This is a genomic window from Roseomonas sp. FDAARGOS_362, from assembly GCF_002754815.1.
In the GTDB taxonomy this organism is placed as follows: Bacteria; Pseudomonadota; Alphaproteobacteria; order Acetobacterales; family Acetobacteraceae; genus Roseomonas; species Roseomonas mucosa.
The window spans coordinates 69,421-92,665 of the sequence record NZ_CP024584.1 but is presented as its reverse complement, the minus strand read 5'-3'; the positions used below and the strand labels follow the sequence as shown (position 1 = coordinate 92,665).

General features: G+C 63.5%; 15 protein-coding genes and 1 pseudogene. 5 read left to right on the top strand and 11 right to left on the bottom strand.

What is annotated here, in order from left to right; translation table 11 throughout:
- Positions 1–76: 76 nt before the first annotated feature.
- Entirely contained in the window at positions 77–286 is a 210-nt protein-coding gene (locus CTJ15_RS03490; RefSeq protein ID WP_099781151.1) for a hypothetical protein, read from the bottom strand.
- Between the two features lie 187 nt (positions 287–473).
- Between CTJ15_RS03490 and CTJ15_RS03485 the strand changes: the two are divergent.
- Positions 474–1,299: pseudogene (locus tag CTJ15_RS03485) on the top strand (IS5 family transposase).
- 187 nt (positions 1,300–1,486) lie between these two features.
- On the opposite strand, the gene CTJ15_RS03475 reads toward CTJ15_RS03485, so the two are convergent.
- The 8 genes from CTJ15_RS03475 to CTJ15_RS03445 form a co-directional block, all read right to left on the bottom strand.
- Positions 1,487–4,216 (bottom strand): DEAD/DEAH box helicase, encoded by a 2,730-nt coding sequence (locus CTJ15_RS03475; RefSeq protein WP_099781149.1) that lies wholly within the window; start codon positions 4,214–4,216, stop codon positions 1,487–1,489.
- Positions 4,213–5,919 carry a site-specific DNA-methyltransferase gene (locus CTJ15_RS03470; protein WP_099781148.1) on the bottom strand — a complete coding sequence of 569 codons (1,707 nt, stop codon included), beginning with the start codon at positions 5,917–5,919 and terminating at the stop codon, positions 4,213–4,215. The genes CTJ15_RS03475 and CTJ15_RS03470 overlap by 4 nt, the downstream gene beginning before the upstream one ends.
- A 1-nt stretch (position 5,920) precedes the next feature.
- Complete coding sequence (locus CTJ15_RS25255) at positions 5,921–6,742, bottom strand: phospholipase D family protein (RefSeq protein ID WP_369923408.1); 822 nt, start codon at positions 6,740–6,742, stop codon at positions 5,921–5,923.
- Between the two features lie 251 nt (positions 6,743–6,993).
- Positions 6,994–9,909 (bottom strand): SNF2-related protein, encoded by a 2,916-nt coding sequence (locus CTJ15_RS03465; RefSeq protein WP_338129602.1) that lies wholly within the window; start codon positions 9,907–9,909, stop codon positions 6,994–6,996.
- 146 nt (positions 9,910–10,055) lie between these two features.
- Positions 10,056–10,466 (bottom strand): type II toxin-antitoxin system VapC family toxin, encoded by a 411-nt coding sequence (locus CTJ15_RS03460; RefSeq protein WP_099781146.1) that lies wholly within the window; start codon positions 10,464–10,466, stop codon positions 10,056–10,058.
- A complete protein-coding gene (vapB, locus tag CTJ15_RS03455) occupies positions 10,463–10,687 on the bottom strand; it encodes a type II toxin-antitoxin system VapB family antitoxin (protein WP_027283136.1) in 225 nt (74 codons plus the stop codon). Before vapB ends, CTJ15_RS03460 begins: the two co-directional genes overlap by 4 nt.
- Before the next feature lie 112 nt (positions 10,688–10,799).
- Positions 10,800–11,918 carry a site-specific integrase gene (locus CTJ15_RS03450; protein WP_099781145.1) on the bottom strand — a complete coding sequence of 373 codons (1,119 nt, stop codon included), beginning with the start codon at positions 11,916–11,918 and terminating at the stop codon, positions 10,800–10,802.
- A gap of 563 nt (positions 11,919–12,481) precedes the next feature.
- The gene (locus tag CTJ15_RS03445; protein ID WP_226945924.1) at positions 12,482–13,306 is read right to left on the bottom strand and encodes a DNA/RNA non-specific endonuclease; all 825 of its coding nucleotides are present in this window, start codon (positions 13,304–13,306) and stop codon (positions 12,482–12,484) included.
- Between the two features lie 226 nt (positions 13,307–13,532).
- On the opposite strand from CTJ15_RS03445, the gene CTJ15_RS03440 reads away from it, so the two are divergent.
- Positions 13,533–14,879 (top strand): IS5 family transposase, encoded by a 1,347-nt coding sequence (locus CTJ15_RS03440; RefSeq protein WP_099780965.1) that lies wholly within the window; start codon positions 13,533–13,535, stop codon positions 14,877–14,879.
- Positions 14,880–15,656: 777 nt separating this feature from the next.
- Here the strand turns inward: CTJ15_RS03440 and CTJ15_RS23770 are convergent.
- Positions 15,657–16,778, bottom strand: coding sequence for a hypothetical protein (locus CTJ15_RS23770; protein WP_126281791.1), 1,122 nt, complete (start codon positions 16,776–16,778; stop codon positions 15,657–15,659).
- 608 nt (positions 16,779–17,386) lie between these two features.
- Between CTJ15_RS23770 and CTJ15_RS03435 the strand changes: the two genes are divergently transcribed.
- From CTJ15_RS03435 to CTJ15_RS03430, 3 genes are read left to right on the top strand one after another with little or no spacing between them, the layout of a single operon-like run.
- Positions 17,387–20,734, top strand: a complete 3,348-nt coding sequence (locus tag CTJ15_RS03435) for a TM0106 family RecB-like putative nuclease (protein ID WP_099781143.1) — start codon at positions 17,387–17,389, stop codon at positions 20,732–20,734.
- A complete protein-coding gene (locus CTJ15_RS23765) occupies positions 20,731–21,690 on the top strand; it encodes a hypothetical protein (RefSeq protein ID WP_126281790.1) in 960 nt (319 codons plus the stop codon). The genes CTJ15_RS03435 and CTJ15_RS23765 overlap by 4 nt, the downstream gene beginning before the upstream one ends.
- On the top strand, positions 21,657–22,487 hold the full coding sequence (locus tag CTJ15_RS03430) for a hypothetical protein (protein WP_226945916.1): 831 nt from the start codon (positions 21,657–21,659) through the stop codon (positions 22,485–22,487). The genes CTJ15_RS23765 and CTJ15_RS03430 overlap by 34 nt, the downstream gene beginning before the upstream one ends.
- A gap of 8 nt (positions 22,488–22,495) precedes the next feature.
- Here CTJ15_RS03430 and CTJ15_RS25090 read toward each other — a convergent pair whose 3' ends face one another.
- Entirely contained in the window at positions 22,496–23,236 is a 741-nt protein-coding gene (locus tag CTJ15_RS25090) for an HNH endonuclease (RefSeq protein ID WP_276561141.1), read from the bottom strand.
- Positions 23,237–23,245 lie beyond the last annotated feature (9 nt).

Here is a 23,245-nt window from a genome sequence, read left to right as displayed (position 1 = left end):
GAAGGACACACAGACACCCTCCGAACGCGCAGAACCCCCGCCGCTCACCCCGCCTCAGCCGTTATGAAGCGGGTTCTCAGACATCGACGGACCACACCTGCACGCCATCGCGCTCAAAGCGCGTCAGGCGCTGCTCCCCAGGAAAGCGGGGCGACATGAAGAACACGTACCGGTGCAGCTCGGGCCGCGCCGCCATCTTGGCTAGGTCGCCGGCGAGCTTGCGGTTGTTCGCGGGATCCACCGCTGCGAAGGTCTCGGCGCCGACCAGGCCGTCGGCCTCGCTCATGATGTCGAGCGGGATGGAGGCATGGGCGCCCGGGGCGAGCCGGTAGCCGCCGGCCTCGGGATGCAGTGCCAGGAGCTGGCGGGCGGCGGCGAGCGCGACGGCGAAGGTCCAGGTCTGGTTGAGCTGCTCGACTAGGGCGTCTCTGCAAACGGAGGACGTTTCGGATCTGTGACCCCATATAGATGGGGTGAGACGAGGTGATTTGACGGAGGCGCAGTGGCGGCGGCTGGAGCCGCACCTGCCGCCTGAGAAGCCCCAAACGGGGCGACCGAACGCGCCGCATCGGCGCATCCTGAATGGCATCTTGTGGGTCCTGCGCACGGGCGCGCCCTGGCATGACCTGCCGCGGCACTATGGCCCAGCTGGGACGGTGTCGAGCCGTTTCTATCGCTGGCGTGCCTCAGGGCTCTGGGACCGGATCCTGTCGGCGTTGCAGGCAGAGGCCGACGCGCGGGGCGAGGTGGACTGGGATCTGCACTTCGTGGATGCGACCATTATCCGGGCGCATCAGCACGCCGCCGGCGCCCGCCGAGACGGCGCTATCGGGGGGCGTGGCCCAGGCCAGGGAGGCACTGGGCCGCAGCCAGGGCGGCTTCTCCACCAAGCTGCACCTGCGTGCTGAGGGGAATGGCCGTCCGATCACGGCCGTGCTGACCGGCGGCGAGCGGCACGAGCAGATCGCCCTTGAGGCACTCTTGGATGGGGGTGCGATCCGTCGCCCTGGACGGGGCCGCCCCCGTCTGCGGCCGCGACGAGTTGCCGGCGACAAGGGCTACAGCAGCCCGACCGCCCGCGACCGCCTGCGGGGTCGGCACATTCGGCCTGTCATCCCGAGCAAAAGCAACCAGCGCCGCCAGCCCCGCTTCGACCGTGCGGCTTACCGACGGCGCAATCTCGTCGAGCGCCTGATCAACCGCCTCAAGCAGTTCCGCCGCATCGCCACACGCTACGAGAAGCGCGCCGTCAACTACCTCGCCATGGTTCACCTCGGCATGCTGCTACTGTGGCTGTAGCCTTTGCAGAGACGCCCTAGGTTCAACGGCCGCCCGTCAATCGGATGGCGGCCAACCGGCTCGAACTTCATGCGGCGGAGCATGTCCAGCGGGTCGCCGGCCTGCGCAGCGACCCAGGCTCGAGCATGCACGGCCGCCTCGCGCACCTGCCCGAGGTAGCGCTTGATGTCGTCCTCAGACCGGACTGTCAGGTGCACATTGCCCCTCCAGGGCCATCCGGAACCATGTCACTCTCATCCAGCTTAGTTGCTGGAATGGTGAACGAGCTGGACAGTCCTGAGAGGCTGGCGCTCTCGGTCATTCGATCGTGAGGCACAAGCAGATACCTCCAAGGTTTCCCGCCATTCGCGACCGCGTGGCGGTTTGCGTAGCCAATCCAGGTGGCGACCGCCTTGCTCTTTGCCTGCACGGCCTCGGTCTCCAGGTCGCGTCTAGCCTTGATTTCAACGATCAACTTCTCGATCGTGGTCTCCACGACAAAATCCGGCTCGTAGGATTGGCCTCGGCGATACTCGATCCGGAACTGGCCTGCGCCCGGCTTTACCCAGCGCAACACGCCAGTTTCGTGCAGGTCGATGAGCATAGAAAACCGCCGCTCATCGTCGGACTGGAACGCCTGATAAGGAAACACGCACTTGCTGAAGCCGCCGAACACCTGGCGCCTAGTATCCGCGAGCGGCATGACAGGGCGGCGGAAGTCCCGCACCGTCTTCATGTCGCTCACCTTGAAATTGACAGGTTGGAGGAGCTGGAAGCCGCGCGAGACCCGGCCGATGTAGCGGGTAGGCGTCTCGACGTAGTGCTGCATCATCTGCCGGAAGATGAACTCGGCAAGCGGCTTACCGTGGGCAAGGAGCACGTTTTCCACGTCCTCCTCCTCTGACAGGTAGGCACGCAACCGGCCCACGACCTGGCCGGCCAGCTTGTAGAGCAGGTCGGCCGTGGTGTCGTAGTCGATGGCGTCTTCGTCGATCAGGTGGCTGACAAGATAGTCCTCCGGCCGCTCCTGGCGACGTTCGGCCATTACCACGGCGATCGAGCGCCTGCGCTCTGTCCGCAGCTCATGCAGCGTGATCTCACTCGCGAGCGGCTGGTAATTCAGGCGTTCCAGGCCGTCCAAGTCAAAATCCTCGAACCGGAATGTCACGTCACTCGTCGGCAGGACGACGATCTCGGGGATTTCGATCGTCTGCTCGGCCACGTGGGCAGCGACGGCAGCGACGATGCTGGCCACGTCGGGCGCAGGCGCAATACCCGTCAGCTCGCCTTGTGCAGGCCGCGTTATGGCGCTCACGCGGGCAGAAATCCGGGCCTGGACCTCCTGGGTATTTAGCGCCCCAAGGTTGGGCAGCTCGCGCTCCATTTGCCGGATGACGGCGAGCGTCACCGTCGCGGCGGTCTGGGCAGCCGGACCGGCAAAGAGCGGGGCAGGGGCCTGTTCCTCAGACATGCCGCCGGCCCGGCCAGTGATGGCGGCCTCCAGATAGGACGGCGCCTGCAAAACCTCCGCGCCTCCTGCCGGGATATCCCCGCCCGGGCCGATCAGCACCTGCTTGTGGACCAGCGAGCCGGGCTCCCGCGCCCGCTGAATCACCTCGTCGAAGCGGTCATGGGCAATGATGGTCAGGGTATCGACCGCGTCCACACCCGTGCGCGTCCCGTAAGGCAGGCGTAATCCCCGGCCGAGCGTCTGCTCGGTCAGGATATCCGAGGCCGAGGCCCGGAGCGGCACGATCGTGTAGAGATTGGTGACGTCCCAGCCTTCCTTCAGCTTGTTGACGTGGATCACGATCTCCGTGGCGCTGTCCGTCTCCACGGAGACTAGCCGCGCTATGGAGTTGTCGTTCTCCTCGCCGCGAAGCGCGGAATGGACCTCAATCACGTGGCCCTGGTAGCGGCCGCCGAAGAAGTCCTCGGCCTCAATCATCCGCCGCAGCTCACCGGCATGGGCCGTCTCCTGAGCGACGACCAGCATGAATGGATGGACCAATGGCCTGCCGGATTGGCGGGCGTAGAGGTCCAGCTCCACCTTCACGTTCTCATGGGCGTGGATGCCGTCCTCCAGCTTGATGCGCTCCAGCTCGGCGGCGGTGACGGAAGACGGGTCGAAATCCTTGCGCGTGGCGACGGCCGGCTCCTTGATGAAGCCGTCCTCCATCGCCTCGGCCAAGCCGTAGCGGAAGATGACGTTACGGAACTCCTGCGACCCGGCGCCCACGCTCTTGGGCGTGGCCGTCAGTTCCAGGCCCAGCACGGGGCGCAGTTCGGCGACGGCGCGCATGCCGGCCCTGGCACGGTAACGGTGCGCCTCATCCATCAGCAGCACCAAGTCGGGGAGGCCGGCGAGATATTCGAAGTAGCTCTCGCCAATATACTCGTGCAGCTTTCTGATCCGCCCCACGTCCCGGTTGATTTTATCGACGTTGAAGATGTTGATGATTGCCGCGCCACCGAACAGGTCGCCGCCCGCGCCGCGGATACCGCGGCCCTGGTCCCACGTCTCGCCCGTCACCAGGACAGGCGGCATCGCTGCGAACTCGGCGATGCCTTTGAACACGTATTTCGCGCCAGTCGGTTGGAAGTCCTGCACGAGCTTTTCGTAGATAGTCGTGTTTGGGGCGAGGACGAAGAAGTGCCGGGACCGACCGGACAAGGTCAGGTAGGCGATGAACGCCCCCATGAGACGTGTCTTCCCCACGCCGGTTGCCAGCGCAAAGCAGAGCGAAGGAAAGTCCCGCTCGAACTCAGCCACGCTCGGATAGGCGGCTTGGATAGCCGCGAGCGCCGCTGCCGGATCGGCATCCTTGGCCAGCGTCGTTCGGCCGAGCACGTCCGCGAGGATGCCGAGCGACTGCTCCTGCGGCGGGCGCAGAGAAAGTCTAGCGCTGACCTGGCGCAGCAGCCTGTCGTCCGTCACTTGCCGGCTCCCTTCGCGTCCATGGCCGAGAAGAGCGAGGGCTCCGTGCTTGCGGCCGCAGCGCGCCGCCCACGCTTAGCCGGGACTGCCTGTGGGGCCGCCGGACCCGCGTTATCCTCCGGCGGCCGTGGTGCCTCGGTGATGCGGAGGCTGTAGTCGTCGCGGCCCCATTCGCAGCGGGAGAGCACTGCCTGCGGTATCTTCTTCACCGTCAGGTTCTCGAAGGCATCCGCGCGCGCGTTGAACGCCTTGCAGCAGACCAGAAGCGTCCGCTCCGGTCCGACATCTTCGGAGATAGCCCGAAGCTGGTCGTGCGTGACGTTGGCTGTGGTGACGAAAATGAAGTCCTGTTCGCTGGAGTGGCCGTGACGCCAGTACTCCGCCGGGTCCTGGCTCGGCGCGTAGGTGAAGCCCATGTGCTTGCACATGGCTTCGGCTAGCATCGCGGCGTTGTAGCTGCGAGCGATGACCCAGTTGCCCCAGCGATCCTTTTCGAGCAACGAAGGCGCAAGGCGGAAATAGCGAAAACTGCCCCCGCCTTCCCAGCCGACAGCTTCAGTTATACCTCCCTTATCCTGACCAGAGATCACCCTTCTAAGGCGTGGGATGATGTGAGTGCGGCATTGATCTCCGAGTTCAATCATCACCCAACGTCGGCCCATTTTGTGGGCGACTGCTCCAGTCGTGCCGGAGCCGGCAAACGAGTCTAGGACAAGGTCGCCGGGTTTTGTAGCGATCGTCAGTACCCGGAAGAGCAGACGTTCCGGCTTCGGCGTTGCGAACACGTCGTCGGAGTTGAACGCCTTGACCTCCGTACGGGCCTCGTGATTGTGACCAACCTCTCCCTGGAGCCAGACCGTTAGCGGAGGGGTGCCATCGTTGGTCAATTCGCTTAGGAAGGTCTTCCTTGAAGGCTGCGATGACCCATCGCGACCGAACCAAATCTCGTCACCCTCATCCAGCCGCGCCAACGTCTCAGCCGAAAAGCGCGGATAGGTGCTTGGTGGCGGCGACCATACGCAGCCATTGCGGAACGTGTATGAGAAAGACTTCGCCTTCTCACTCCCGCTTTTGGCGTGCAGGGGAGTGGCTTTCCACGGCCCCTTCGGATGCTCGTCTGGATTAGTATAACGGGCGTTCATCTCCTCGGAGCGTGGCAGCTTATTAGGACGCCAGACCTGCTTATCCTTGGCGTAGATTAGCAGGTGGTCATGATTATCGCTAAACCACTTCGCATCATTCGCAACTGTGTATTTTTTCTGCCAGACGACGTTTGTGACGAAATTGGCTCGCCCAAACACTTCATCGCATAGGACTTTAAGATAGTGAGCCTCGTTATCGTCCACCGTGATCCAGATAGAACCGTCTTCCGTGAGCAGACCGTGCAGAAGCTCCAGACGGTCTCGCATCATTGTCAGCCAAAGCGAATGCTCTATCCCGTCATCGTAATGCTCAAATGCAGACCCCGTGTTGTAAGGAGGATCAATAAATATGCATTTAACCCGACCTTGAAGTTCTGCCTCCAAGGCCTTCAAGGCTAGGAGATTGTCTCCCTGGATCAGGCTGTTGCCAATCTTTTGACCCGCTTGTGCAAAACTGCCGCCGCTTAGCTCGGCATCCTCAATCAGCACACGCGGTTCGAGGCGTGGCCGGACTTCCTTGCCAATCCAGGTCAGCTCTAGGCGAGTAGGGCGGCCACTCATATTAACACCAACCGTATTCGCGAGCTGTGGTATGCCCAAGAGTGCCAGTTCGGGCGGATTGAGCTCGAAGACGCGAGAACTCGGCTGTTCCAAGCTTCAAAAAGCTTAGGTCGAAGATACCTCTAGGCTTAGACTTTCTGAATACAGCCACGTAAGGAGAACGGCCCAACTTACCAGTGCCCGGATCGCGTGGCCGTAGGCCCTCCCTAACCTCCGGAATTTTGTTATCGAGTAGTAGCCGCCACATGCTGTTCTTCTCACGATAATTCATTGTCATTGGTAGGATTTGGCCATCTGAAACTCGGAATCGGAACGTCTTGGGTGATTCGCCCCCACTCGGAGAAAGGCCAAAAAACAGGGCTTGCTCAGCCTTAAACTCAAGCTCCTTTCCCATGAGCGTTATGTTGCCACCTTCAATCCAGCATGTTTGGGCAAGAGTCGGGTCAATCTGTGCTATGTCGGACGTAAGCACCTCGGCCCGCTTTAACTTGCTGCGTGACGCTAGTAAGTGAGCAGCCAGCTTGGCCTGCGCTTTTGCAACCGCCTCGTGTTGCAGCTTGTATTCAGCAAGCTCATTCGACCTGAGAGGTCTGCCTTGACCCCAGAGCTCAGACCACAGGCACTCGAGAACTTGTCGATCCTGAGTGCCTTGGGCTTCAAGGACCGACACTGCTTCTCCATTTCCGCGTAGGGCGCTTGCAGTCATATTCGCAGAGCCGACCACGGCGAGGCTGATCGGACGCTTGGCGTCGTTCCCAAACGCATATACCTTTGAGTGGAATCTTAACCCTGCCTCGACATGCGAGGCTACCCGAAGATGCATGTTTGGCTGGCCAGAAAGGTACTCTAGCACGCCTGGCTGGGTGTAGCCGTCGTCCAAACCAATTATCCACCAGCTTTCACCAGCGGTTGCTCCAGGCAGAGTTCCGAGTAATTGGCGCAAGCCCGCTACAGTCGCGTAGGCGACAGCAACCCGAAGAGTTAGAAAACCCTGCCTCTCGATGTACCGAGTTAGCCTCTCACCAATGCTTGCCGATACAGCAAGCTTCGGGTGCTGGGTCCAAACTTCAACCTTCACGCGACCTCCCAACGGATCGTAAACACCGGCTCGCTTGTCGGCTCGATTGCTAAACTCGCCTGCACTTGGTCGAGGATGTCCTCAATCTCCCGTTGCAATGCCCGCTTCCGCTCGAATCGGGCAAGCATCAGCTCATCCCTGCGTCCCTCCAATTTCTTGATCGCCCGCTGCTCTTCAACCTTGGCCGCGACGGCCAAGCCGGCCGTGCGAAGTGCCTTGCGCCGCGCCTTGACCTCGGCCTCCAGCGACTTGATCTCGGCGTCGGCCGCTCGCTCCATGTCCTCGGCGTAGGCGTCGAGCTTGCCGGTCTCCTGCTCCATCCAGGCACCATTGGCGGCCTCGGCCTCCTGAAGCCTTTGTTCCCGCAATGCACCCGCCGCCTTCTCCAGCGCCTCCGCCGGAGGTTCCGCCCCCAGCTCCAGGCGCGTCGTGCCGGGCACGAGAAACAACCGGTCCAGGGTGGCCTCGGGAAGAGAGTGTCCGGCGTCGGTGATCGCCGCCAGCAGCAGATGCGTGGCTGTCTCGCCGGCAGCCTTCACGGTCAGCCGGATGACCCGCAGCCATCCTGCCTGGCCGCGGAGCGCCTCCACATCGGATAGCCGGCCGCCGGTATAGGCCTGCGTGTCGAAGCGAAGGGTTGCCAGTGGCAGGCGGCGCGACCGCGCGGCCTCCACAAGCTGGCTAGCTAGGTTGCCCTCGGCCAGCCGGAAAAACTGCCAGTTCTGCTCGTCGGCGAGCGGCCACTCCGTCGTCCAGGTGCGGTCGTCGTGGTCGAACCGTCGGGGCGCATCAGGATGAAAGCGTGCGTCGGGCAGCTCGGCCCGAGCAACTGTCAACAGGCGTTGCTCGAACGCCCCCATGACATCGGCAAGCGTCCCTTTTCGCGTTCTCAACCGCCGCACCACGTCCTCATCCACACGATCGAGGAGCCGTTTGCGGGCATCGAGCACGGCCGTGTCGATGTCGGACTGTAGGTCTGTCTGGAGCCGGTCGAACTCCTCGTTGATCTCGGTCTCCGAGCGGGCGGATTGGACGATCTCCAACACCCTGCGCTCGAAATCCACGCCGCTCTCGATCGCGCCGAGCACCTCATCGCTGGCGCCGAACACGCCGTCGAATAGGCGAAACTTTTGATCGAGAAGCTGGAAGATGCGCTGCTCAGCTTGGTTCTTCAGATTGAGGAAGTTCACGACCGTCACGTCGATCTTCTGGCCGTAACGATGGCAGCGGCCGATCCGCTGCTCGACGCGCTGGGGATTCCAGGGGAGGTCGAAGTTCACCAGCAGCGAGCAGAATTGCAGGTTGATACCCTCGGCCCCGGACTCGGTCGCGATCAGAATGCACTTGCGGTGCCGGAAGGCCTCAACGATCGCCGCCTTCATGTCCGAGCTGGGCGAACCGGAGACGGCGTCTGTGCCCTGATGCCGGGCCAACCAGTCCGCGTAGATCGCCTGGCTCTCGGCATCCTTGTTGGAGCCGTTTAGCAAGGCGATCTGGCCGGCATAGCCGCGCGCCGCCAGCAGCTCGGCGAGATAGCCCTGGGTGCGGACGGATTCGGTGAAGATTACCGCCTTGCGCTGCCCGCCGCGCTCGACGATCTGCGCCAGCATTTCCGGAAGCTTGGCAATCAGATTTTCGCCCTTGGCGTTGACGGGGATGCGTAGGGCCAGGTCGCGGTAGCCGGTCAGCTCTTCGATTTCTGCCTTCAGCTTTGCGGGGTCGATCGGAGCTTCCGCCTTGTCGTCGGCATCATCACCGTCCCACTCCTCGGCATCTTCCTCCGCACTGTCGAGATCGGCCACATCATCGAGGGTCGGCAGCTCGATCCGGTCCAGCCGCTCGACCATCTTGGTCAGCGTTTGCGCGACCGCGAAGGTGGAGGAGCCCAGAATCTTGCGCACGATCAGGGTGACGAGCTGGTTTGGACGGCCGCCGAACGCGATGGTGTCCTTCCGCTGCAAGTAAGCGGACAACCCCATGTACAGCCGGAACTCGTCGTCGCTCGGCTCAAATCGGAAGGTTGCCGAGATGCGCTTGGTGAAGTTGATCAGGCCGGCTTCCTGTACCGTTCGCCGGAGCGTGCGATGGCAGACTGGTTGTAAGCGCTGCCGAAGGATGAGCAGGTTGTCCGGGGTAGGGGCAGCGCCGCCGTACAAGGTGCGGAAGCTCGCCTCGTCTCCGAACAGGCGTTCGTCGATTATGGAGGCGAGGCCGTACAGCTCCATCAAGGAGTTTTGGAGCGGAGTCGCCGTCAGCAGCAGCTTGAATTGCCCGCGCACCGCATCACGCAGCGCCTTGGCCCGGGCTGCCGTGCCCTTTCGATAGACGTTCCGAAGCCGATGCGCCTCGTCGAAGACGATCAGGTCCCACCCGATCCGCTTGATGTCGTCCGCTCGCCGGGCTGCGAATTCATAGGAGGTAATGACGATCCGATCAGGAGCAGCCAGCGGCTCGCGCCATCCGGCCTTGACGTGCTCGCGGTAGGACTTAGCCTCGATGATGACGGCGGGGAGGGAGAACTTATCTTGCAGCTCCTGCGACCACTGCTTCCGCAAGCTCGCTGGAACGATCAGCAGGATGCGCCGCCGGTGTTCCGCCCAGCGCTGTGCGATGACGAGACTGGCCTCAATCGTCTTACCGAGGCCGACCTCGTCGGCAAGGATCACCCCCTTTGAAATCGGTGATGCCAGCGCAAAAAGGGCGGCATCAACCTGATGCGGGTTGAGGTCTACACGAGCAGTCGAGAGCGACTTTGCGAAAGCTCCATCTGTTGCACCCTCAAGTGTGAGACGGTGCGCAAGATACTGGCTATGGTAGGGGGTAAAGTTACTCAAATGAGATTGCCTGACTAAGGTTTGCTCGATTGACTCGCCCTCGACATCCGCCGTAAGCGGTCGCGAATCGCTGTACAATAAGGGGGCCTACCACGATCAAGTTGTTCTAACCTTATCCCAGCCTAAAATATCGGACGGGAGCTTTCGCACCACGTCAACCAGCCTTGTTCGCGAATGCTAGCGGATTTCTTCCTGGAGCTTCGCGGTTACCAGGGATCGCGTCGTCATGCGTCAGCCAGCCAGTCCTCGCAGCGCAGCCCCTCCACCCGGCCAAACTCGCTCAGGTTGCCCGTCACCACCACCAGCCCGCGGCTGCGCGCCTGGCCCGCGATCATCAGGTCGTAGGGACCGATCACCCCGCCTCGCCGCTCCAGGCTCGCCCGGATCTCGGCCGTGTGCGCCGCCGCGTCATCGTCGAAGGGCAGCACGCTCAGCCTGGCCACGAAGCGCTCCACCTCGCGCCGCGTCTCGGCGGGCCGGGCCGAGCGCTCCGCCCCGTAGAGCAGCTCGTAGAGCACCACGTCCGAGGTGCAGAGCGCCGCGGCCTCCGCGTTGAAACGCTCCCGCAGACCGGCCGGACGGTCGCGCAGCACCCGGATGCACAGGTTGGTGTCGAGCAGGTAGCGCAGCGTCACAGCGCCTCGCGTTCCTGCATCGCCGGCTGCCGCCGCTCGCCGAGGTCCAGGCCAGGGCCCGCGAAGAAGTCGTCCCACAGTGCATCGGCCGGGGCGATGACGCGGCGGGGGCCGTCGCGCAGGATCACCACCTCGCGCACCCCCTCGCCGAAGGCCACGCCCTTGGGCAGGCGCACGGCCTGGGAGCGGTTGGACAGGAACAGGGTCGTGCGGGCGGGCATGCTCTCCTCCGTGTATATCCCGGCAGTATATCTTTTCCGGATCGCCAGGAGCAAGCTTCGCCTGGGTCGCACCCCCTACCTGTCCCGGGGCACCGTCGTCCGGGAGCGCCAGTCAGCCGCTCTCGCCCTCCCCGACGTTCTTCCAGATCCCGCGCGTGGGGTTGTTGCGCCAGAGGTCTGCGGGCCTGAGGTAGCCGAGAGCGACCTCGGCGGAGCGGTGGCGGGTCTGTCGCATGACCTGGGCGAGGTCGGCGCCCTGCTCGCCGGCGGCGGTGGCCAGACCCGCCCGCAGCGAGTGCCCCGAGAAGCGCTCCCACCCCTCGAGCCCTGCCACCTCGGCCGCCCCCTTCACCAGCCGCCACACCGCCTTGTCCGACAGCGCGGTGGTGGAGAGCTTCCCCGCCTTGCTCATACCGACGAACAGCGGCAGCCCAACATCCGACTTCCCGCCGGTGATGTCGGGCGCCTGCTTCCGGAAGACGAGCCACGCTTCCAGGGCCGCCAGCGGGCAGCAGCCCGGCTCGGCCGGGTTGGCCCAGACGGCGACCTCCTGCCCGGCGCCGCGCTGGTCGGTCTTGGAGCGGCGGATGAGCACGCGCAGGCCCCGGCCCGGTACCACCTCCACATCCCCCAGCGCCAGACCCACCAGCTCGCTGCGCCGCAACGCCGCCCCGAAGCCCACCAGCAGCAGCGCCCGGTCGCGGGCGCCGAGCGGGGTGGTGCTGGGCGGACGCGCGGCCAGCATCAGCCGCAGGGCGTCCGGGCCGGCCGCGGCGGCCCTGCGCCGGGGGCGGGTGCCGTGGCTGCGGGTGATGCCCTCGAGCACCATGGCCAGCCGCGGCTCGCGCGGATCGAGTGCGATGCCGGCCAGGCGGTGGGCGGCCTGGATGGCGGCGAGGTGGACGCGCAGGCTGGCCGGGCTGAGGCCACGGCCGGCGCAGGCGGTGGCATAGAGGGCGAGGGTATCGGGATCGCCGGAGAGCGGCTCGCGGCCGAGCGAGCTGCACCAGCGCTCGTAGCCGCTCCAGGCGGAGCGGTAGGCACGACGCGTGCCGGGCCCGCGGGCGCGGGTGGCGTAGACCGCGGCCTGGGCGGCGAGTTCGCGGAGTTCGGCCGCGCGCGAAGCACCGCCCGGCACCACGAGGTCGCCGAGCAGGGTGGTGTGCAAGGTCAGGCTGCCGTCCGCGGCCGGGAAAGCGGGCGGGCCAGGAGCTTTGGCGGGGTCGCTCATGGCGCCAAGGCTAGCCGGGGGCGGGGCGCGACGCAAAGCATTCCGTCCCAAAAGGGGGATTAGCGGACGGAAGGACGGGCGCTGGCTGCGGGGGGGGCGACGCGGCCTCCAGGGGTGTTCGGCAGGGTGGCGGAGTAGCACAAGTGAAGAGCGGGTTTGAATTTCAAATTACACTCTAAATCGCTGCTTTCCCTATCTATCATTCACATATATGCAAAGGGTACCAAAGCCCTCCAGTGGCTTCGGGCGGGGGTTGGGATGGCAAGCTGGGATGAGGACGAAGGCGATCCCGACGATGCCGTGCCGCCCTGGGCCACGCGCCGGCCCGGCCCGCACCCGCCGGCGGCCGCGCCCGATCCCGCCCGGCTGCTCCTCCCGCTGAGCCAGGCCGAGGACCTCGTCTCGCGCCTCGACGCCCGCGCCGGGGCCGCTTCCGGGGCGGTGCGCCAGGGCCTCGTCGCCCGCCTGGCGCTGGCCGAGGCCAGCATCATCGTCGAAAACGCCAAGGACGTCTCACAACCAGACACCTGTCTTTTCGCAAGACATTGTAGCGACGCTTCCCTTCATCGGCGCCCCGACACGCGGACCAACAGCAGGATGATCACCACGGCCACCACCGCCGCGATGATCAGCGTCACGCGGCTGCCCATGATGCCTTGGCCAGCGAGAGATGTCGCAGACGTATCCCGACGCGCAGCACTACTGGTCACCTGACCGCCGGTCTGCCCCTCGCAGCTGCTGCGGATGTTATGCGGCCTGGGCGCGGGCAGGGCCATGGCCCGGGCGCGGGTCGCGGGGGCGAGGGAGGGGAAGGCGTCGATCCCAGCGATATCGCGCAACTCGTCCAGCGACACGGCCCGCCAGGACAGGCCCGGCCCGTTCGGGGCCAGATAGGCCCCGGCCTCCCCCCGCCCCGGCAGGTAGACCGCCTTGTAGAGCGAGGTCGGCACCAGCACGCGCCGGTTCAAGCGCCGCAGGTTCTCGCCCTCGAAGACGGGGCCGGTCACCACCCAGACCTCGCCCTCCTCCATGGCGAGGTCACGCACCGTGCTCTCGACCCCCTCCCAGAGGCAGCGGTTCGATTCCGGCGCCTGCGGCACGATGTTGGCAAGTGAGAAGCTCTCCTGCTGCGAACCGGGCGTGGCCATGTCGCCGGAGGGCGCTATCTGGCCGCGGTCGAAGCCGGAGCGTGCATAGTCCGACAGCCGCGCCCGCTGGTCGGCAGGCAACTGGTCCTCCGCATGGAAGGCATCGTCGCGCGGCACCCGGCGCGCCTGCTGGATGCGATCGCGGGTCAGGTGCTCGGACACCGCCAGCGGCGTGCGCGAGACCCCGCTGTAGAGCACCGCGAAACCCTCGAAGCAGAGGCGGCTGGTATCCCGCTCCAGGGCCGGGCGCGTGATCGACGGCGCGACGCCATCCAGGTGATGCTGCGCACAGGTGTTTCGTACATCTTGGGCTGAAACTTCAGCCAGAATCAGGTTGGCCAGACCAAATAGTCGGTCTTGAACATCTCATAGAGCGCTGATTTAGTTGGAATATTTTCCGGATCGGGCGCCCTGGATTTGCAGGGTTCGATTGTTTTCGACGACAAACCCTGCGAATCTTGCGGGCATGAAGCACCGCCCGCGCCCGCCGGAACAGGCCGATCTGCTGCGTCCTCGACTGCTCGACATGATCGATGGGCGGCACGAACTGGTGCGGCTGGCGGCGCTGATCGACTGGTCCTGGTTCGAGCGGGAATGGGCCGGCTTCTTCCCCGCCGCTGAGGGACGGCCGGCCACCCATCCTCGCCTGGTCGCCGGGCTGATGTACCTCCAGCACGCCCATGGCCTCTCCGACGAGGCGGTGCTCGCGCGCTGGGTGGAGAACCCGTACTTCCAGCACTTCACGGGTGAGACCTTCTTCCAGCACCGTGCGCCCATTCACCCCTCCTCTCTCAGCCGCTGGCGCGGCCGCATCGGTGAGGAGGGCGTGGAGTGGCTGCTGAGCAAGACCATCGAGGCGGGTCGGGCCTCGGGTGCCGTGACGCCGCGCAGCCTGTCCGAGATCGCGTTGGACACCACGGTGATGGAGAAAGCCATCGCCCATCCGACCGACAGCCGCCTCTATGAGCGGGCCCGCCGCTCGCTGGTGACGTTGGCGCACAAGGCCGGGATCGCCCTGCGCCAGAACTACAATCGCCTGGCGCCGCGCCTGGCCGGCCAGGTGGGGCGCTACGCCCACGCCCGGCAGTTCCGCCGCATGCGCCGGGCGTTGCGCACGCTCAAGGGCTACACCGGCCGCATCCTGCGCGATGTTGAACGCAAGCTCGGCGCCGTCCCTGACGGGCCACTGCGGGATCGGATCAACGACAGGATGGCGCTCGTCACGCGCCTGCTGCGGCAGACGCCGAAAAGCCCGCGCAAGCTCTACGCCCTGCACGAGCCGGCGGTGGACTGCATCGCCAAGGGCAAGGCGCGGGTGCGCTACGAGTTCGGCGCCAAGGTCAGCGTCGCCACCACGATCGAGGGCGGCTTTGTCGTCGGCATGCGCAGCCAGCCCGGCAACCCCTACGACGGCCACACCCTCGCCGACGCCCTGCAGCAGGTCGAGACCCTCACCGGCCAGCGTCCCAGCCTTGCCGTGGTCGATCGCGGCTACCGCGGCCATGGCGTCACAGCAACCAGGGTGCTCGTCAGCGGCACCAGCCGCGGCCTCACGCCCCGCCTGCGCCGGCTGCTCCGCCGCCGCAGCGCCATCGAGCCCGAGATCGGCCACATGAAGACCGACGGCCGCCTCGCCCGCTGCGCCCTCAAGGGTACGACCGGTGATGCCCTCTATGCCGTCCTCTGCGGCTGCGGCCACAACATCCGCAAGATCCTCGCCCACCTCAGGGCCCTTTTGACGGCTCTCCTCGCCGCTCTTCGCGGAGCCATCCAGCCGGCAGACCGTCGCCCGCTCGCCTCCTCGGCAGCCTGAAGCAGTTATTCAAACCCGACCAAATACTGCCGGAGCTAGAATTGTTAACCATCTATGGAATGGCGACTGCCATTGCGCTCGCATTTCGCAGAACGAATTCGCAATCATGCTTCCTAACTTAAATCTACGCATAATGAATTTTGAAGCAGGCATATCAATCATTCCGGATGATGAGAATGGCCAAGCTGGATACCAGGAGCATAAGTGGGATATGATCGTCCGCCTTCACCTGTCGATGCTACCCCTACAGCGACAGGAATATGTCGTGACCAACGGCTTTCACCTGTTGAATTTCGCTGAGAACTGATGGGGTGGATGCCCGCTCCCGGTGGCATCGTGATACGCCAGAGTGATGGTGGTCAGAACGTCACGGGAAGGGAGAAGGCGTCCATGGATGAAGTTACCATCATTGGACTTGACCTCGCGAAGAGGGTTTTCCAGCTTCATGGCGCCCGACGAGACGGAAGCGTTGCCTTTCAAAGGAAAGTATCGCGCAGCCAGTTAATCCCCTTTTTGGGGAAAGTGTCTGCTTGCATTGTCGCCATGGTCACGCTGGCTCTGGCATGGGCTCATGCCTGCGCATCACGGAGCAAAGGCAGGACCAACATTGAAACGGCAGGTCATGGCTAGCGGCGAAAGTCCTGGTTCCGCACCGGCCTCGACATACTCCGCCATTGGATCCTCACACAACCACGCGCCGCCCAAGACCTTTGGCAACATATCTGGGCTCAAGCCAAATACAGGTCGTTCAGAACCAGCGTCAAGTAGTGTGGCCAACTAATGAACTCTGTGTTGTGGTTCAGTCTTTCCAAGGTAGATTTGGCTTGCGTTGCTGACCTCAATTTGAGGCCTATCCCGATAGGTCGTAATGGGGCCCTCAATACAAATCCGCTGTCCTCTAGTAAATTGGGATCTGTCAATCATCAGACCGTTTCGTCGCCAGATAACCGCACTAAAGGTTTGATTTGGATAAATCCCGCCAAAGCTTATAAATATTCCATTACCAGTCTCTCTCAAATCAGTAACAAAGTCACATATGACCTCGTTGTTTCCCACGAAGCGCCAGGCCTCTATCGCCTCAATATATTCCTCAGGAATATATCCGGAACGCAGCGTAGTGGCATCCGAGCGATTGGTAGAACCGGCTGCATCTGCAGTGCTGCCAAGTAATCCCGGCCTCACCAAATTTTGTTGACTAGCACTGAATTTTGGCGACCTGGGATAGCTGTCTAGTAATGCGACAAAGATGGCTACGGCAATGCCCAAAGCACTAATCCACAAAGAAATAGAGGTCACCGAAGTTTGCTTGGGTTGTGGTGCGTCCGGCTTCGTTACTGCACCGAGCAAACGCTTTTGAGTATGCTTATCCAATGAACTACCCGGAGTACCCTGCGTCAGTTTCGCTGGAGGGGCCGATGAGGCAATTGGAACGGTCTGCACACCCAGTATCTTTGTGTCGGAGAGGAAATTATCCAGCACGGACTTTTTCCGGTCATCCGCTATCTTTGTCGCCACTTGGATAGATATCTGGTCCGATAGCTCCCGAATAATCGCTTCAGGGTTATTGAACATCTTCGCATTGGAGTAACGTAGGACCATGCCAAAGCTGCGAACGAGTGCATTCTGGCGCTCCAGGAAATCATTCCAAAGTTCGCCTGTTTGATCTTTGCGACGTCCATCCAGTTCAATTGGTAGACAAATCCCTTTCTCTTCATTCTTGATCATGAAGTCGACACGGCGCTGTCTGCCATTATTATCCAAAAAGCTGAACTGCGGGATGACGTCGCTCGGATTGAGATTTGGAATCCGGCTTAGCACCTTATCAACGAAGGCTTCTTCATAACCGACAGGATGAGCAATCTTATCAGCGTTAACCCGCTTCCATTGCAGCCAAGTCATCAACTGCTCGGTCCTCCTAATCCGAAGAATTCAAAGGTTGGCAAGCATCGGTGCAAACTCTCGATTGGTCGTAAGATTCGGCTGCGAGACCTGAATCTAGCCGATTTCGAAGCCTATGCCCGCTAAGTTTGAAGTGACCCCCGTGCTGTGACCAGCCTCCATGAGGAGATCCGGCCAGAATTCAGTGGATCCTGGCGAGGGCTGTGACCAGCCCCCCGCAAGGCGAGCGCCTCCTCGCGCTCGAGTTTGATCAGTTCGATGCTGAGGACGTCCACTCCTGAGCGATCCCCGGTGCGGCGGATAATTCTAATCCGGTTCCGGATCCGGTTGTCCGCATGGTACCGCAACTCAAGGAGGCGGTTTCGGGTCTCGTTCAGGTCATGCAGAGCCTTCACCGCCAGATCTCCCACACTCATGCTCGGAGTCCTGCACCGCGTAAGCCCTGAATCTTCCCTTGCCCGTCACCTCACGCACCACTCCAGCTTCTGCCCGCCGCCGTCCATCCCAACCGTACCCGCTGCCTTCAAATCATTTTTGGTAAATATGTTGATTTTTGCAACATATAATTTACCATAGGTTGCATTCTACAACAGTGGTGCGGCCTGGGAATGCGACTCAACAGCGGACAGGTACTGCTTTCGGCCAGCGACCTGAACACCTTCCTCGGCTGCCGCCACGCGACCACACTCGATTTCCGCCGCAGTATCCTGGGGGAGCCACTCGAGCCAGCCGCTGGGGACGAGGGACAACTCCTGGTCCAACGCCGCGGCGACGAGCATGAGCGGCAGCACTTCGAGGAACTGAGGGCAGCGGCAACCGGCGAGGTGGTCTGGCTGCGGGACCGCGCCCTTGATCCAGGCCTGCGTCTGACCGAGGAGGCGATGCGCCGCGGCGTCCAGCTGATCTTCCAGGGCGTGCTTGCCGATGGCGGCGCCTGGCACGGCTACGCCGACTTCCTGGTCAAGGTGGCCGGACACTCGGCGCTGGGGCCCTGGGCCTATGAGGTGCATGACACCAAGCTGGCACGCAGCCTCAAGGCCAAGTTCGCCATCCAGCTCGCTCTTTACGCCGATCTGCTGACCCGCACCCAGGGCACCGAGCCGCCAGCGCTGCGGGTGGTGCTGGGCGACGGCACCATGGCCACCCTGCAGGCCCGGGACTACCGCTACTATGTCCGCCACGCCATGCGGCGGCTCGAGACCGCCGTGGCCCACACTGGCCAGGATCCCGGCTCCGCCACCGCACCCGAGCCCTGTGCCGCCTGCTCCGAATGCGGCTGGCAGGAGCGCTGCGACACGGAGTGGGAGGCGGCGGACCACCTGCACCGGGTGGCCAACATCCGCTCCTCCCAGATCGCCAGCCTGCGGGAGGCCGGGGTGAGCACCCTGGCAGCACTCGCGGCCCTGCCGGAAGGCATTCGTGTGCCGGGCATCGCGCCGGAGGTACTGGAGCGCCTGCGCGGACAGGCAGCCCTGCAGGATGCGGTGCGCGAGGATCCGGAGGCCCGCCGCCACGTGCTGCTCGATCCCGGGCCCGGCCGCGGCTTCGCCCGCTTGCCCCGGCCGGATCCGCAAGACCTGTTCTTCGACATGGAGGGCGACCCGCTCTATCCGGATGGTGGGCTCGAATACCTGTTCGGCGTCGAAGGACCGGAGGGCTTCCGGGCCTTCTGGGCACTCGAAGCGGCGGAGGAGAAACGCGCCTTCGAGGAGTTCATGGACCACGCCGTGATGGCCATGGCAGCCAGCCCCGGCGCGCGCATCTACCACTACAACCACTATGAGACGACAGCGCTCAAACGGCTGGCGCAGCGTCACGCCACCCGGGAGGCCGAACTCGACACGCTTCTGCGCGGGCAGCGCTTCGTGGACCTCTATGTGATCGTGCGCGAGGCACTGCGCATCAGCGAGCCGCGCTACTCGCTCAAGAACGTGGAGCGCTTCTACCGCCCGGCGCGGGATGGGGAGGTCGGCACGGCCGGGGACAGCATCGTGGCCTTCGAACGCTGGCTGGAGCTTCGTGACCAGGGGATCCTGGACGGCATCGAGGCCTACAACCGCGATGACTGTGTCTCCACCCGCGAGTTGCGCGACTGGCTGCTCACCCTGCGGCCGGAAAGCCTTCCCTGGGCCGGGTTGGTCCGGGATGAGGAGGACCCGGAGCGGAAGGCCCGGCGCGAGGCGGAGGAAGCCGATGCCGCGGCGATCCGCACGCAGCTGGTGGAGGGTGCCCCCGAGGCGGAGCGGCCCTACCGGGAACTGGTGGCCCACCTCGCTGCCTTCCATCGCCGTGAGCAGAAGCCTGGCTGGTGGGCCATGTTCGATCGGCAGAACCGTGACACCGAGGAGCTGATCGAGGACGCCGAATGCCTCGGCGGCCTGGAAGCGATGGGCGAGCCCTTCCCGATCGCACGCTCCATCGCACGCGAATACCGTTTCCCGCGCCAGGACACCAAGCTGCGGCCGGGCCCGGCCATGGACGCCGCGACGCTGGAGCCGCTCGCCATCGACAGGTTGGACGCGAACGCCCGCCGCGTCGTCCTCAAGCGCGGCAGGAACAAGGAGCCGCTGCCGGACCGGCTCTCCGTCGCACCGGGCGGACCGCTCGACGACAAGGTGCTGCGTGCGGCGGTGCGCCGCTTCGCGGACAGTGTGGCGGCTGGGGAAGCTCGCTTCCCGGCGCTGGAGGCACTGCTGCGGCGCGAGGCGCCGCGCCTCATCGGGCGCGTACCGGGCGAGGCGGTTCGCCGCCCGGGCGAGACCACGCTGGAGGCGGCCGTGGCCGCCTGCCGCGATCTCAAGGACAGCCACCTCTTCGTGCAGGGCCCACCCGGCACCGGCAAGACCTGGACCGCCAGCCGCATGATCCTGGATGCGATCGGGCGCGGCCTGCGGGTGGGCGTCTCCGCCCTGTCGCACAAGGCCATCGTCAACCTGTTGCGCGGCGTTGAGGCCGCGGCCCGTGAGGCCGGGGTCACGATCCGCGGCTACAAGAAGTCGGATCCCGACAGTCCGGAGAACCACGTGGCCGGCACCATGATCACCGACATCTTCGACAACGCGGTGCCGGCCGACTTCCAGCTGATCGCCGGCACCGCCTGGCTGTTCGCCCGGGAGGACAACGAGGGGCTGGTCGACCTGCTGTTCGTGGACGAGGCCGGGCAGGTGTCGCTGGCCAATCTCGTGGCCACGGGCACGGCCGCGCGCAGCATCGTGCTGGTGGGCGACCAGATGCAGCTCGGCCAGCCCATCCAGGGCAGCCACCCGGGCGAGAGCGGCCTGAGCGTGCTCGAGTACCTGCTGCAGGGCGCGGCCGTGGTACCGCCGGAATGGGGCCTTTTCCTGGGCGAGAGCTATCGCATGCATCCCGCGCTCTGTGCCTGGGTGTCGGAGGCCATCTACGACGGCAGCCTGACGGCCCATGCCTCCTGCGACAGGCAGGAGTTGCTGCTCGGAGACGGCTGTCACCCCGCGCTGGTGCCGCACGGGCTGAAGTTCCGCGAGGTCGCGCACGAGGGCTGCTCGCAGCGCTCCGACGAGGAGGTGGCCGAGGTGGCGGCCATCTGGCACGACCTGATGCGCCAGTGCTGGCGCGACCGGCAGGGCCGGGAGCGGCCGGTCACGGTCGAGGACGTGCTGGTGGTGGCGCCCTGGAACGTGCAGGTCAACGCACTGCGAGCCGCCCTACCGCCCGAGGCGCGGGTGGGCACGGTGGACCGGTTCCAGGGGCAGGAGGCGGCCGTGGTACTGGTGTCCATGGCGACCTCGGCCGCCGGCGACATCCCGCGCGGCATCCCCTTCCTGTTCAGCCGCGAGCGCCTGAACGTCGCCGTCTCCCGGGCGCATTGCCTGGCCGTGGTGCTGGCCAGCCCCAGGCTGCTGGAAGTGCCCTGTGCCACCGTGGAGGACCTCAGGCTGGTGAATACCCTCTGCCACGTTCACGCGGCAGGGCAATGAGCAGGATTTTGCATTTTCCGGAATTCACACTGGAGGAGAAGTCCGGCGGCGTTGTTGTGCAGCAAGGTAATCGAAGCTATCTGGCGCGTCGCTGGTCCTTGACGGCAGACCTTATGCGGACAGCGACAATCGCTCGCGACTTGGGTTTCCCTTGTGTCATCAGGGCAGAAAAAACCGGCACCCCCATCCATCCGAGCGGTGATTCTGCTGAATATATTGGGTTCAGCCGACAGGCGGATGAACGGTGGATATTCGTCGCCGATCAATTCTCCGGGCGCCCAAATGTCGATAGGGTGACTATCGAGAAAGGCTATAGAGGTGTCCTGGAACGCCTGAAGCTGTCATTTATTTGGGAGACATCTGGCGGCAAGAACTTGTTCCTGTCAAGTTCCGATTTGCCGGTGTTTCTGGATGCCCTTGATGATGAAACCATTCGTCTTGTTGAATCGGGGCGACGCAGGCAACCTGTCAGTGTATCCAGGTTGCGCCATGTCGGTGTTGTTTCCGAAGCTGACCTACAGGATCAGCTCATACAGCAAATCCACAATGGCGATCATGCGGATATTTTTGGTAAAGTGCTGCAGATCAACGTAAATCCCATATGGCTGAGACCAAGCAATGGCAGCCTAATCCGCGATGGCCGAGATATTCCTGATCTCGTCATTGGTACCGAAACGCACGCTTTCATCATGGAACTTAAGAAGGCAGATCTCGATCCAAATGGCTTATTCCAACTTCGCCGTTATCTACGCAACTCGGACCTGTTTCGTTTCGCTGGAAACCGGTCCATCGTCGGGCTACTCGTCGGCCAACGTATTGATGAGGGATTGAAGTCTATGAATATTTCAAGCGCGGCAGGAAATGGCGCAACCCCAATCAGGATTTTGCTTTATAAAATAGTGAGTAGAATCGATCTTCAGCCATGGATCTCATTGACACCTCACGATCACTCGTAATCTTTGCATCTCAGAATTTTCTACAGGACGCATTTCTTCTTGTTTTACATGCACACTGGATTTTTGTCAGCAAACAATCGGCCACCAGCGAACGGTCACTGCAAATAGGTTGGGAGCATCAGAGCATGCTTTGCGTCATTCAGTGCGCTGGATCCAAGCAGGCAAATGGAGTCACCCTCCATACAATGAACGGTCATCGAGTGATGTTCGTGGCTCGTCCGGATGCAGCACCTCCAGAGAAAGGCGTCCTGTACGCTCATCCCGACGATATGTCGGACATCACGGGCATCACATGGCGTCAGCGTGTCATGGCCGTGAATGCTGGCCGCGAACCCGATCCAGGCCTCTGGATTGCTGGGAAGCTCTATCGTCCGAAAGCCTATGCACTCCTGCTGGAAAAAATGGGGATTGAAAGACTTTTCATCCTGTCTGCCGGCTGGGGACTCGTGCGTGCCGATTTTCTGCTTCCAGACTACGATATCACCTTCAGCACCTCGGCCGAGCCCTGGAAGCGCCGGCGCGCCGGCGATAAATTCCCGGACTTCAATGCTCTGGAGAGGACCCAGGAAGATATCGTCTTCCTGGGTGGCAAGGACTACCTGCCCCTGTTCCTGCGCCTGACCAGGGGTACTGCGGGACGACGCCTCGTAGTGTACAACTCGGTCAATCCCCCGGTTGCATGTGGTTGTGCTCTGACCCGCTACCCGACAACCCGCCGGACCAACTGGCACTATGACTGTGCCGAGGATCTCGCGACAGGAATCTGGCATCCTGATTTCGAGGCCGCCCCTTCCTGAGACGTCATTCAGACCCTGCTACCTGCCCGATGCCGCCGTAGCGCGGCCCGGCTTGGAGCCAGGCGGGCATCGGAAACCTCCCTCAGCTTGCGACCATGCATCTCGCGATAGGTCGGCTCCATGATGGACGCGGAAACCAGCACCTGCAGGGTATCCGGGTCAATCGCGAGAAGGCCGCAGTCGAACAAGGTATGGAGGTCCGCGCGAAGCAGCAGACCGTTGGTAGGATGGTTAGTGGCCTCGCCCCGGTAAGGCAGGATGTGAGCCGCTTCCAACACATCCAATGTGCTGCATCCACTGATCGAACAGCGCGCGCCATACGCCTCAAGCAGATGATCGCGAAAGGCCTTCTGGCCTCGCCGAGCCCTGATCTCGCGCAGGATCTTCTCGCGGGCATCCACCATCCCTTCGGGGTCGAAGGCCGTCGTATCGGCGTCGCCAGAGGCCAGCACCGGGAGAACGACAGCAGTTGCCGCCTTGTCATCGACCTCGACCGTGAAGCCCAGGCGGGTCAGGGCCCGACGCACCGTACTCTCGCCACCGGCGAACTCCGACGCCTTGAGCGGACGTGCGCCCGGAAAGCGGTAGCCGAACGCCACGCCCAGGATCGCCTTGGAAGCGTAGCGCCGACCATCGTGCAACAACCAATAGGATCGTGCCGGCCCGTAGCCGTATTTTTCGAGAAACGCCTCTTCGCCAAGACGATCATGTTCCTCGATCGCCTGTAGCACCGGCACCGGATCGTTCAACTCACTGAG